12 protein-coding genes are annotated in these 13,405 nt (G+C 44.3%); all 12 read left to right on the forward strand.

The genetic code is table 11. The features are described from left to right. The 12 genes from AC1DFM_RS28855 to AC1DFM_RS28910 are packed head-to-tail and all read left to right on the forward strand — an operon-like array spanning position 1 to position 13,303. Positions 1 to 1,281 (forward strand): nucleotide sugar dehydrogenase, encoded by a 1,281-nt coding sequence (locus AC1DFM_RS28855; RefSeq protein WP_477080247.1) that lies wholly within the window; start codon positions 1 to 3, stop codon positions 1,279 to 1,281. A 49-nt stretch (positions 1,282 to 1,330) separates the two neighbouring features. Beyond that, the gene (locus tag AC1DFM_RS28860; RefSeq protein WP_477080248.1) at positions 1,331 to 2,323 is read left to right on the forward strand and encodes an SDR family oxidoreductase; all 993 of its coding nucleotides are present in this window, start codon (positions 1,331 to 1,333) and stop codon (positions 2,321 to 2,323) included. Between the two features lie 59 nt (positions 2,324 to 2,382). Beyond that, positions 2,383 to 3,516 carry a polysaccharide pyruvyl transferase family protein gene (locus AC1DFM_RS28865; protein ID WP_477080249.1) on the forward strand — a complete coding sequence of 378 codons (1,134 nt, stop codon included), beginning with the start codon at positions 2,383 to 2,385 and terminating at the stop codon, positions 3,514 to 3,516. After that, positions 3,489 to 5,096 carry an oligosaccharide flippase family protein gene (locus AC1DFM_RS28870; RefSeq protein WP_477080250.1) on the forward strand — a complete coding sequence of 536 codons (1,608 nt, stop codon included), beginning with the start codon at positions 3,489 to 3,491 and terminating at the stop codon, positions 5,094 to 5,096. The genes AC1DFM_RS28865 and AC1DFM_RS28870 overlap by 28 nt, the downstream gene beginning before the upstream one ends. 2 nt (positions 5,097 to 5,098) lie before the next feature. Then, entirely contained in the window at positions 5,099 to 5,965 is an 867-nt protein-coding gene (locus AC1DFM_RS28875; protein ID WP_477080251.1) for a glycosyltransferase family 2 protein, read from the forward strand. Positions 5,966 to 5,978: 13 nt separating this feature from the next. Beyond that, the gene (locus tag AC1DFM_RS28880) at positions 5,979 to 7,043 is read left to right on the forward strand and encodes an EpsG family protein (RefSeq protein WP_477080252.1); all 1,065 of its coding nucleotides are present in this window, start codon (positions 5,979 to 5,981) and stop codon (positions 7,041 to 7,043) included. Between the two features lie 57 nt (positions 7,044 to 7,100). After that, positions 7,101 to 8,468 (forward strand): phenylacetate--CoA ligase family protein, encoded by a 1,368-nt coding sequence (locus tag AC1DFM_RS28885; protein WP_477080253.1) that lies wholly within the window; start codon positions 7,101 to 7,103, stop codon positions 8,466 to 8,468. A gap of 24 nt (positions 8,469 to 8,492) precedes the next feature. Further along, positions 8,493 to 9,629 carry a glycosyltransferase family 4 protein gene (locus AC1DFM_RS28890; RefSeq protein WP_477080254.1) on the forward strand — a complete coding sequence of 379 codons (1,137 nt, stop codon included), beginning with the start codon at positions 8,493 to 8,495 and terminating at the stop codon, positions 9,627 to 9,629. Between the two features lie 2 nt (positions 9,630 to 9,631). Then, entirely contained in the window at positions 9,632 to 10,573 is a 942-nt protein-coding gene (locus tag AC1DFM_RS28895; RefSeq protein WP_477080255.1) for an NAD-dependent epimerase/dehydratase family protein, read from the forward strand. Between the two features lie 11 nt (positions 10,574 to 10,584). After that, positions 10,585 to 11,538: an MraY family glycosyltransferase gene (locus AC1DFM_RS28900; RefSeq protein ID WP_477080256.1), complete on the forward strand. Its 954-nt coding sequence runs from the start codon at positions 10,585 to 10,587 to the stop codon at positions 11,536 to 11,538. Position 11,539: 1 nt separating this feature from the next. After that, positions 11,540 to 12,070 carry a PglD-related sugar-binding protein gene (locus AC1DFM_RS28905; protein ID WP_477080257.1) on the forward strand — a complete coding sequence of 177 codons (531 nt, stop codon included), beginning with the start codon at positions 11,540 to 11,542 and terminating at the stop codon, positions 12,068 to 12,070. A gap of 39 nt (positions 12,071 to 12,109) precedes the next feature. After that, a complete protein-coding gene (locus AC1DFM_RS28910; protein WP_477080258.1) occupies positions 12,110 to 13,303 on the forward strand; it encodes a glycoside hydrolase family protein in 1,194 nt (397 codons plus the stop codon). Positions 13,304 to 13,405: the final 102 nt, after the last annotated feature.

Here is a 13,405-nt window from a genome sequence, read left to right on the forward strand (position 1 = left end):
ATGGACGTAAAAATTGCAATTATTGGACTGGGATATGTAGGATTACCATTGGCAGTGGAATTTGCCAAAAAATATAAGGTAGTAGGGTTTGATATTAACGAAGCACGTATTAAGGAACTGAATGGGGGAGAAGACCATACCCTGGAATTGTCTTCCGAAGACCTGCAACGGGTACTCATTACAGACAAAGCCGGCATCGGACTTTTTTGCTCCAATCAGCTGGATGATATCAGGGATTGTAATTTTTTCATCGTCACCGTACCCACACCGGTTGATAAAAACAACAGACCGGATCTGACACCACTGATCAAAGCCAGTCAAACCGTTGGGAAGGTATTGAAACCAGGCGATATTGTTGTGTATGAATCTACCGTATACCCTGGTGCTACGGAAGATGATTGCGTACCGGTACTCGAAAAAACATCCGGTCTGAAATTCAATAAAGACTTCTTCGCCGGCTATTCACCGGAACGTATTAACCCCGGTGATAAAGAACATACCGTATCTAAAATTTTGAAAATTACCTCCGGATCTACCCCTGAAGTAGGAGAGAAGGTAAACAACTTATATAAATCAGTGATCACCGCAGGTACTTATCAGGCCAGCTCTATACGGGTAGCAGAAGCAGCTAAGGTGATCGAGAATGCACAACGCGATATCAATATTGCTTTTGTGAATGAACTGGCAAAGATCTTTAACTGCCTGGGCATCGATACAGAAGAAGTACTGAAAGCTGCGGGCACTAAATGGAACTTCCTGAACTTCAGACCCGGCCTGGTAGGTGGGCACTGCATTGGCGTTGATCCATATTACCTCGCCCAAAAAGCGCAGGAAGCCGGTTACCATCCTGAAATCATCCTGGCAGGACGCCGGTTAAATGATAGCATGGGCGCATATGTATCTCAGGAAGTTATTAAACTCATGGTGAAGAAAGATATTGCTGTAAAAGGCGCGAAAATACTGGTGCTGGGCATTACATTCAAAGAAAATTGCCCGGATGTACGCAATACCAAGGTAGTAGATATTMTCAAAAACCTGGCAGACTACAACACCAATATCACTATCCTCGATCCATGGGCAGAGCCGGCAGAAGTAGAACATGAATACGGCTGGCAATCCATCAAGGAACTGGCGCCGGAAAGTCAGTTTGATGCTGTAGTACTGGCGGTTTCCCATCATCAGTTTAAAACACTCGACATCAAAAAATTGTGCAAACCTACTTCCGTGATCTACGATGTAAAAGGCACCTTACAAAAAGACCTGGTAGACGGCAGGTTGTAATTCAAGATATAAACACAGGTATTTCAGGAATATTCGACAAAGAAAAATTATGTACAAACAGGCATATCATCAGCAAGACTTATCAGCATATAGCTTTTTAATCACAGGCGGCGCCGGTTTTATCGGTTCCAATCTGGTAGAATATCTCTTGAAATACGGTGCAAAAAAGGTGCGGGTACTGGACAATTTTTCTACCGGCTCCCGGAATAACATTGCCCCCTTTCTCAATCATCCGCATTTCGAACTGCTGGAAGGAGATATCCGCCAGCAGGAAGATTGCCGGAAAGCGATGGACGGAATTGACTACGTATCCCATCAGGCTGCGCTGGGCTCTGTTCCCCGCTCTATTAATGATCCGGTGACCACCAACGAGGTGAATATATCCGGTTTCCTGAACATATTGTTGGCTGCCCGCGATGCCGGCGTAAAACGAATGGTATACGCGGCCAGCTCCAGCACTTACGGAGATCACCCGGGATTACCGAAAGTAGAAGACCAAATCGGTAATCCATTATCTCCTTATGCGGTCACCAAATATGTGAACGAGTTATATGCGCAGGTGTTTTCCCGCACATATGATTTTCATACCATTGGCCTGCGCTATTTTAATGTGTTTGGCCCCCGGCAAAATCCTAAAGGCGCTTATGCCGCCGTTATTCCGTTGTTTATTGATGCCGCGCTGCGCAAAGAAGTACCCACTATTAACGGTGATGGAGAAACGAGCCGCGACTTTACTTTCGTTGAAAACGCCGTACAGGCCAACATTAAGGCCTTTTTTGCAGACGGAATAACTACCGCCGAAATTATTAACATCGCCTTTGGCGAACGTACTACCCTCAATGAACTATGGCAAAAAATAGGCACTATCACAAACTTTATAGCGCCTCCAACATATAAACCAGAACGTAAAGGCGACGTGAAACATAGCCTGGCAAATATCAGCAAAGCACATCAGCTGGTAGGATATCAGCCGGTATTTTCCGTGGCAAACGGACTGGAAATTGCGGTGAACTGGTATCGCGATAACCCAACTTTTTTCTAACAAAAAAGACACGAATAACAGCAAATAATATTTAAGCATTTTTCCGGTATAAATTTGTTATGACAGGCAATCGCACTTACCTGAGGGGATACTATGGCCATAAAAACATAGGAGACGACGTATTCTGTGTAGTGGCAGACTGGACTTTTAAAAATAAGTTCGGCCTCAAGAACACGCATGTGCAGGGTTTAGACCTGCCCCAACTGAAATATATACAGTCGTCAAAGCTTTCTGCTAATAAGTATGTCAAATACGGACAACTATATATGGAAGCATTGAAAAGCAGTAACATTATTCATGTGGGCGGCTCTACATTCGGCGATGGCGCCACTTCCATAGTAGATGTACGCAATATCTACCAGTATAAAAAATTATACGCACTCGGTATCTCCGTCGGCCCCTTTAAAACAAAAGCAGATTTCAACTACATCAAAAACTATCTGAACAAATTCAGATATGTATCGGTGAGAGATCAGCAATCCATGGATTATGTGCAGGAAATGCGGCTGGAAAGCAAAGTGGAAAAGGGTTTCGATGTTGCCGCTTTACTACCGCTCATCGGTAACGATACTTCCTATGCCACTACTGAAGCTGCCGATACTTTTGACAACAACCGGAAAGTAATCGGTATCAGCGTATGCAATTATGAAAAATACCACAACGGTGACCCGCAGAAAGAACAGGAACGGGAAGAACAACTCCTGTTACTCCTTTCTTCACTGCATGAAATGTATAACGGCGTAGAATTCAGATTTTTCATTTTTAACGCCAACGAACACGTTGGCGATAAACCACTGACAGAGCGGATCATCAGTCAGGTGAAGACTTATAAAAAGGTCACCATCAGCCTCGTCGACTACGACAGAGATACCTTGGCCTTCTGGGATAATATGAAGAAATGTAATCTGTTCATCGGCTTCAGGCTGCATTCTGCAATTATGTCTTATATCGCAGAGGTACCATTTCTGCTGTTTGAATATCACACAAAATGTACAGACTTCCTTAAGTCAGTAGGCTATAACCCGGCATATCAGGTAGCGTCGCTTACGGCACAGGATAAAGCCGGCAGAGATAGTTTACTGGATGACCTGTTGCATAAAAAAACAACGTTGGCCACCTTGCCACCCGCCACCGCCACTAATATCGTTTATAAAAATTTAGAAACATGCGCCAGTATCATTCAGCAGCGGTAGCAGACACTCCCCCGGCACCAGCAACGCCGAAGCCGGCCATGGTATCCATTAAAACGGATATTGACTATAGGAGCAACTATAAAACAAACCTCTTCAGCAATGTGATGATCTTTGTATTGAACATCATCATCGGGTTGTTATTGCCTTCTTTCTTTGTAAAATCACTTGGTGTAGCAGTATTTGGTATTGTATCTATCGGCTTGTCGTTATATTCCTACGTCAACATTATCACCATTGCCATCAATGGTTCTCTCTCCAGATTCCTCATGATGGATATGCAACGCGATGATGTGGATGGAATCAATCATACTTTCAATACCGCCTTCTGGACGCAGCTGGTCACCATTGTGGTGCTCGTTATCCCGGTGTTTTCATTGTGTATTTTTTATGTAGACAGGTTACTCAACATCCCTGCAGGATTGGCAAATGATACACGGGAGTTATATATACTGATGAGTATTTCTTTTTCCCTGCTCATCATTGCAGGTGTATTCACTGCCATCGCGAACGCGTACAATAAAGTATACCTGAAAAATATTGCAGATAGGATTGCCCTGCTAACTTATGCTATCCTGTCGCCCTGCCTGATCCTGGCATTCGGCAAGTCTATTGTGTACATCGGCATTGCCTATGCTGTCGGATCATTGGCTACGTTATTTTACAGCATCCGGATATGGAAAAAGTTATCACCTTATATCAGTATCTCTGTCAAAAGTTTTCGGAAGGCCAAGCTGAAAGAAATTTTTGGTCTCGGTGGCTGGCTGACCGTGAATCACGTGGCCACAGTATTGTTTCTCAATATGGACCTTTTTATCATTAATATTTACCTCGGACCCGCTGCCTCCGGAAAATTTGCGGCGGTGATGCAATGGGGGGTATTAATTCGTGCACTGGGAGCTGTTGTATCCGGAGGGATTGGTACTGCACTGGTGTTGCTGTATACACAAGGTAAAACGGAAAAAATGGCGGAGTTGTCGCAGCGTATTGTTCGCCTGCTCGCTATATTCCTGGCCTTCCCGGTGGGTATTATCTGCTGTTTTTCCAAATCCATTTTATTTTTCTGGTTGGGGAAAGACTATGTAGTGCTGGCGCCGCTCATGAGTACACTTACGTTGCACCTGATCGTAAATGTATCCGTGATTCCTTTACTCTCTATTTTTCAGGCCTACAACAAAGCTAAAACACCGGGTATTATTACATTAATACTAGGTGTGGTCAACTTCGGGCTAAGCCTGGGACTGGTGAAATATACTGACCTGGGACTATATGCAGTAGCGATTGCGAGCATGATTGTGCTGACAATGAAAAACCTGCTGTTCACTACCTGGTACGCTTCTCATTTGATGCAGGTAAAGAACGGCTATTTCAAAGCCTTGCTGCCAGGGATTATCACGTTGGCAGTTATTGGTATACTGGGTAGCGCGTGTTTATATTTTGTAAACCAGCATAACATTTTCCAGGTAGGATTATCACTGGCAGTAGCAGGTGGAGGCGCGGCATTGATCGCGTATAAATTTATCATTCCTGCAAACGACCGGCAATTTATTCTGGGAACATTTTTAAAAAAGAAAGCAGCATAGCAATGGCATATACACCTACATTTTCTGTGGTACTCCCGCTGTACAACAAGGAGGAAAGCATTGGAAAAACGATTCAGTCAGTATTAGCGCAAACGCTGGGAGATTTTGAATTGCTGGTAGTAAACGATGGGTCTAAAGATAAGAGCCGTGAAGTGGTGGCCGCTATCGCAGATCCACGGATACGCATTGTAGATAAGCCTAATGGTGGCGTATCCAGTGCGCGCAACACCGGTATCCGGGAGGCACAGGCAGGCTACATTGCTTTTATTGATGGAGATGACTTATGGGCGACTGACTTTCTGGCTACGATACAGCAGTTGATTAGCAACTATCCGGCGGCCAGTGTATTTGCTACCGGTTTTGCAGGGATGACGCGCAACGGGGAAATTGGTAAACAAAATATTGTAGCAGGAGGAGGTATTATCGGCAACTACTTCAAGCTGGTGCTGAATAATGCGGTGATCCATTCTTCTGCTGTTTGTGTGAAGAAAGAAGCATTCAACAGCATTTTGCCGTTTAATGAAAAAATTACGCATGGAGAAGATCTGGACGTGTGGGCGCGATTGGCACAACATTTCCAGGTGGCCATGAGCCCGGAAGTAAAATCGTATTATATACAGGACGCGGAAAACAGGGCGTCTGTGAGGCTGCCGGCGCCGGATAAGTCGCTGGTATATTACCTCAACACGGACAATGTGCAGGAACATTACCAGAAGAAATACTATCAACAACTGATTGTAAGACGGGTGATGAAGTACCTGCAACATAAAAAGGTGAAGTGGGCATTGGTGATTGCGAAGAAATACAACCACTTCCTGGGAATAGGGGACTATATTCATTTCACCCTCAGTTTTATAAAAAAAGGATAGGTGTAAATAATTTATGCAGGTATTTTTTTGGGAAGATATTGTAGGATACTTATTCGCTTTTTTTCTGGCATTGCTGTATGTACTCAAGCTGGATATCAGGCGATGGAACGACAAAGGATTTGATAATCTTATTGTCGGCGTGATTGTGGGGTATATCATCCTGGTATTTGGTAGCCGGTCGGCAGATGTAGGAAAAGATACGGCGGCTTATATCGATACCTTTAACCGGGTAGCGGGTATGGGTAATCTCACCCTGGCCCTGCAGGGCGTAAAGGGGGATTTGCTGTTTTATGTATTTACGTATATCTGTACCCGTTTCTTCAATAGCCAGATTTATCTGGCATTGATGGTGGTGTTGTTGATGTGGCCGATAACCGCATTTACTTATAAAATTACCGCCACCAAAAGATCATTGTTATTATTGACATTTGTCAGCTTCTTCTTTTTCCAGGCCATTGGAATCAATATTATCCGGAATGGCGTGGCATTGGGCTTCACCATCTTATACTTTGGGATGCACCGCAAAGAAGATACCTGGAAGAAAATATTGTGCGCACTAGTGGCATCATTTTTTCACTTGTCGGTAGTAGCTATTTTCCTGGCTGACCTGGCCATCCGGAAAATAAAAGATATCCGGCTTTACTATGGTTTGTTGGCAGTGGTATCTGTAGCAGCTTATGCGGGATTTGGATTTAACAATATTCCCTTTGTATCTGAACTGGTTTCGCTGGATAGAATATCAGGCTATACAGATAACCTGAATGAGTACAAAGTGGGCTTCCGGATTGATTTTTGGGCGTTCAATATGATTTTTGTGGTCATTGGGCACTTCGCCAATCAGTTGGAGAAAAATGAATTTTATACGAGGATTTTTAAGCTGTACCTCGTGATGACAGCCGTATTCTACCTTTGCTTTAACATTGCTTTTTCTGATAGATTCGGGTTGTTATCCTGGATATTTATACCGGTAATATTGTTTTACCCATTGTTGAAAATGCGGGGACCTGCATTCAAACATTTGTATTACCTGATTTTTATTTTAGCCATGAAGTTGTTTTCGATTACATTTTTTAAATAAAACCCGTCACTGACCATATCCGGTGACTGCGCATAGAAGAACCTAAATAATTAATTGATGACGGAGAAAATATATCAGCGCCTGCCTGCTGTTTTCCAGAACGGTCTGGTGACTCTATTCGATGTACTGCAATATAGAAAAAGGCATTCTGGAAACTATTCCAGGTGGATGGAATACTATGAAGCCGCGCGTAAATTTGACCTGCCCAAACTCCAACGGTTTCAGCTGGAGAAACTGTTTGCCTTCGTGAATTTTGCCGCCCGCGAGTCGGTTTATTATAAGCAAATATTTACGGAACTCGGGTTAACGGAAATCACCAGCCTGGAACAATTTCTTCGGTTGCCCATTCAGTCGAAAGAAGATATTCGTGCTAATATTGAATCCATCTACACCATCGGAAAGAAACAAGCCATTCTTTCCAAAACAGGTGGTACCACTGGTAAATCGCTGGAGGTAAGGTTTACGTACGACGACATGCAGCACCGCTTCGCCACGCTCGACTTTTTCAGAAAAGGCTATGGTTATCAGTTGGGAAGTAAGGTGGCCTGGTTTAGTGGTAAATCGCTGCTGACAGAAAAGGATACCTTAAAGAACAGATATTGGAAGTACGACTGGCGCTATAAAATCCGCTACTATTCTACTTTTCACATCAACGCCATTACAGCGAAGCATTATATTGACGACTTTAATAAACTGCAACCCTTATATGCGGTAGGGTTTCCATCCAGCATGTACGAAATTGCCAAATGGGGACTGGCCAATAATTATCACCTCTCTTATCGCATGCGGGCTATATTCCCAACGGCTGAAACCGTGATGCCGCATGAACGCGAAGCCATTGAAACTTTTTTTGGCGGTGTAGTAGTGAATCAGTACGCCTCCTCAGAAGGAGCACCCTTTATACTGGAATGCTCCGAGGGCAAATTACACATGGAATTGTTGACCGGCTATTTTGAAATACTGGACGACAAAGGACAGGCGGCTAACGAGGGCGAATTGGTATTTACTTCTTTTACGACACATGGTACGCCGTTGGTGCGCTATGCTATAAAAGATAAAATTAAGCTGTCGACCGAAACCTGTACCTGTGGTAACCACAATCCGGTAGTCGAAAGCATCCAGGGCAGGATCAACGATTTTGTGTACTCGGAAGAAAGAGGAAAAATTAACCTGGGTAATATTTCCAACTGTGTGAAGTATGTAAAAGGCGTCGTGAAGTTTCAGATCATTCAAAACGCTACTGATCATATTCAGGTGAAGATAGTAAGAGATAATACGTTTACGGACAAAGATGAGAAGATGTTCCTGCACGAATTAAGAGAGCGTCTGGGCAACCGGATGAACATTGATATCACCTATGTAAAGGACATTCCGAGAGAGGCAAGTGGAAAGTATCGTATCGTAAAACAAGGGCTGACCGTATAAGGCAGGCATTAAAATATTTTGGAGATGAAAAAAGCACAACGGTTATTTATGGTAGTGAATGTGGACTGGTTTTTCCTGTCACACAGGCTGCCAGTGGCGCTGGCGGCTAAAGCGGCCGGATATGAGGTGACCATTGTTACCTGCGATACCGGCAGAGGTAATGAGATAAAAAGCCATGGACTTAATTTTATAGATCTTCCTTTTAAACGGTCGGGTACAAATATCATGTATGAAATGAAGTGTATCCGGATGCTGCGGGAAGTTTACAGGAAACATAAACCGGATCTCCTGCATCATGTTACTATCAAGGTGGCATTGTATGGTAGTATTGCTGCCCGCCTGAGCAAAGCAGGAGGCGTGGTAAACGCCATCAGCGGGCTGGGATATAATTTCACCGGCGACCGCAAAGGCTTTACCCAAAAAGTGTTGTTAATGATGATGAAGTTTGGGTTTAAGCAAAAGAATATGCACTTCATTTTTCAGAATGAGGATGATATCAATACCTTCAAATCATTGAACCTGGTGGAAGACAAACAGGTGAGCCTGATCAAGGGATCAGGCGTTAATCTGCAGGAGTTCTCCGCTACTCCGCTGGGGCCTGCAAATGGCAAAGTGAAGGTGGTGCTGCCTGCCAGGATGTTGTATGATAAAGGCGTGATAGAATTTATTGAAGCCGCGAAGTTGCTGAAAAATCAGTTACTGGATAAAGCAGAATTTATATTGGCTGGTGATGTAGACAAAGAAAACCTGGCCGCCATACCGCATGAAAAAATCCAGGAATTGATGGATGGAGACTACCTGCGTTGGGTTGGTTTTCAAAAGGATATGGTGGGCCTGTTACAGGCAGCAGATATTGTGGTGTTGCCTTCCTACCGGGAGGGATTGCCTAAATCGCTGATAGAGGCGGCAGCCATTGGGCGTCCCATTATTACTACAGATGTACCGGGTTGCAAAGAGTGTGTAGTGGATGGCTACAACGGATTCCTCGTACCAGCAAAAGATGAGCACCGTTTGGCAGGAGCGATGCTGGAGCTGATTAAAAACCGGGAACTGCAGGTAGCCATGGGGCAGCATTCGCGTATACTGGCAGAAAAGGAATTCTCCATCGATAAAGTGATTCGGGAAACAACGGCTATTTACTCAGCACTTACTTTAAATTAATTATGGAAATCGCCATCACAGGACATACCGGCTTCGTCGGTAACTACTTACTCCAGGCCAATGCAGGTCAACATCTTTTTCATGGCATTGCCAGAACAAAAGTGGATAACGATCCGTTGCTGCAATCCTGCACTACCTGGGAGCAGTTGTCGGTAGCAGACCTGGATAAAGTGACTGCCGTACTACATCTGGCGGGCAAGGCACATGACCTGAAGAATACCAGCAACGCGGACGCTTATTTTTTAGTGAACCGTGATTTGACTATCAAAATATTCGACGTCTTTTTGCAAAGCAACGCCAGGGATTTCATTTATTTCAGCAGCGTAAAAGCAGTGGCAGATAAAGTAGAAGGCATATTGCAGGAAGATGTAAACCCAGATCCGGTCACCCCTTACGGTCAATCTAAGCAGGAGGCGGAGGCTTACCTGCTGTCTAAAAAACTACCTGCCGGCAAACGGGTATTTATTTTTCGTCCTTGTATGATCCATGGGCCGGGGAATAAAGGAAATCTGAATTTGTTATATGGATTTGTGAAGAAGGGAATCCCTTATCCATTGGCGGCATTCCGGAATAAACGCTCTTTCTTATCCGTAGATAATCTGTCGTATATCGTGAATCGGGTGATCAGCGATGAAAACATCGCTTCCGGTGTTTATAATCTCGCAGATGATGAAAGTTTGTCTACCAACGAAGTCGTGCACATCATTTCTGGTACGCTGCAGAAAAAGCCACGCTTATTGGCGCTGCAGGCCGGTTTGGTGAAGGCAAYAGCAAGGGTGGGGGATGTGATGAAGCTCCCGCTGAACACAGAAAGATTAAATAAACTAACGGAAAGCTACCTGGTTTCAAACCATAAAATCAGGAATGCGCTGGGCATCAGCGCACTGCCGGTGAATGTAGCAGAGGGGTTGCGTAAAACCATCGCCAGCTTTAGTCAGTCGTAATTCTAATTGATATGATGTACCTTATTTTAACCATACTCTTTTTTGTTGCCATGCTGGCCTACTTCGGTATTGCCAGCCGTTTTAATATCATTGATAAACCGAATGAACGCAGCTCCCATCAAACGGTGACCATCCGCGGAGGAGGTATCATCTACCTGATAGCGGCCGTAGCCGCAGTTATACTGTATCCGCAAACTTTCTGGCCGGCAGCGTTGGGCATGGGAATCATTGGTGGTGTGAGCTTTGTGGACGATATGTATAGTTTGCCCAACAAAGTACGCGTGCTGTTTCATTTCACCGCGGTTACACTGATGTTTTACTACCTGGCGGCATTTTCTTTGTTCCCGGTGTACGTCATTGTGGCGTTGTATATTCTGGTGATTGGTATTATCAATGCCTATAATTTTATGGATGGCATTAATGGTATCACGGGCTGCTACAGCCTGGTAACATTAGCCGCACTGCAATATGTAAACTACCGGGAAGTAGCTTTTATAGAGACAGATATTATTTGGTTGCCAATGTTGGCCAGCGCTGTTTTCCTGGTGTTCAACTTCCGTAAAAAGGCACTCTGTTTTGCGGGAGATGTGGGCAGTGTTACCATTGCTTTCTGGATTATTACCCTGCTGCTTAAACTTATTTTTGTCACCGGCGAATGGAAATATTTGTTGTTCCTGGCGGTGTATGGCGTAGATGCTATTCTCACTATTGTACATCGGTTATTGCTGAAGCAGAATATTTTCGAGGCGCACCGGTTACATTTTTATCAGCTGCTGGCCAATGAGCGTAAGCTGCCGCATCGCTTGGTGGCGGCGGGTTATGGGCTGTGCCAGTTATTGTTGAACGCATTTATAATAAATAATCAGGCTTCTTTATTATGGACTTTATTAGCCGTATGTGTACCGTTGGTACTGATTTATGTACTGATAAAGCCTGGATTGATGAATACTAAAACTATTGGATGATATGAAGGAATCAATTGTTATTTATGGCGCAGGCGGCCACGCCAGTGTATTGTCGGACCTGGTGCGGAGTAATGGCGGAGAAGTGCTGACCTTATTCACGGACCAGGAAGGCCATGCATCAGCAGTGCAGTATGAAACATCCCTTTATCCGGAGGCTTCGCTGGTAATTGGTATTKGCAATAATCAGGCACGGGAAAGACTGGCTGCCAGTGTAGCGCATAGCATTGCCTCGTTGTTCCACGCAGACGCCAGTATTGCGGCAGACGTGGCTATAGGAGAGGGAACGGTAGTACTGGCCAGGGCCGTGATACAATCTAACTGCAGCATCGGAAAACATGTTATTATCAACGCTGGTGCAGTAATAGATCATGATGTCGTTATTGGTGATTTCGTGCATGTGGCGGCTAATGCCTATGTAGGCGGTGGTGCGCAGATTGGGAGAGGAGCGGCTATTGGCGCGGGCGCTATCATCATGCGACATGCCGTTATACAGGCGGGCTCCGTGATTCCACCACTTACGGTCGTGGCATAATATATGTTGCAATCACACGTATCAAAAAAACATTGTTTCATGAAAAGGTCTGTTTTTTTTCTGTTAGCGGTATTGTTTGCCGGTGGCTACGCCTGCGAGGGACAAGGCAATAAGTTTGATTACAGGGCATTACCCAAAGCCTACATCGCGGGGGATTCTCCGGCGTTCCGGCAGGAAGCTGCAGCATTGATGGGCAAAGCCTTTGATCTGACTACCTTGTTGCCGTCAGGCTATGTGAAAGATGGCTCTGTAGATTATACCAGCTATTTACAGGCAGGAATAGATAAACATGAAACCGTAGTATTCCCGGATTTTCCGGTACTGATCAACGCAAAAGGCCTACAAACACATAGCAACAGCAACCTGGTTTTCAAGCCGGGCGCTAAATTATTGCTGGCGCCGAATGATCAGGAACGTTATGCAATGTTAGGTATCACTGGTGTCGAAAACGTGAATGTATACTATCCGGTATTAGTAGGCGATCGCGATAAACATCAGGGAAACAGCGGTGAGTGGGGCATGGGCATCGATATCCGCTCTTCACAAAATATCAATATCATTCGTCCTGTCATATCCAACTGCTGGGGAGATGGTATCTGTATCGGACAATTAAAACTGAAAGAGGTGCGCCCGGATGTAAAAGCATTTCCGGTGCAAAATATCGCCATCTACAATGCACAACTGGATTATAACCGCCGCAACGGCATCTCGGTGGGATGCGTAAATGGGCTGAAGATCATTAAGCCGGTGATCTCCAATAGTTACGGGACATCGCCTATGACGGGCATCGATATTGAGCCTAACAGCAACCGGGATTTTGTAGATAATATTGAAATAGATAATCCGATCACTTTCAATAATGCTCAACACGGTATTTCCGTGCACCTCAGCGCTTTGCCCGGTCAGCAAGCCAGGGAAGTAAATTGCTCCATCAAAAATCATATCGATGATGGATCGCAAATTGGATTCTTTATTTCCGGCTATAAAGAAAAGTATGATAACATCGCTGGCGTACAACCACTCACCGGAAATATCGATGTCTCAAACCCGGTATGGAAAAATAATAAGATTCCTTTTAGAAATGGGAAGTCTAACGGATATTCTCCCGCAGTAAAATTCAGTGGCGTTTCTGTCATGAAAACCAGTGCTGATGGCAGAACAGAGAAGAACAGCAATTACATGATGGAGATGAAAAAATCATTCACGCAGGAAAAAAAATTCAGTGTTCAGTAATTCTTTTTTGAAGAAACTATATATTTGCATAATCTTAATATATAAAACGCGAATCTCTTTATAAAAGCAATAATTGAAAAACCGACGCGTTTAGTTTTTTTT

The organism is Chitinophaga sp. 05T412 (assembly GCF_056396465.1).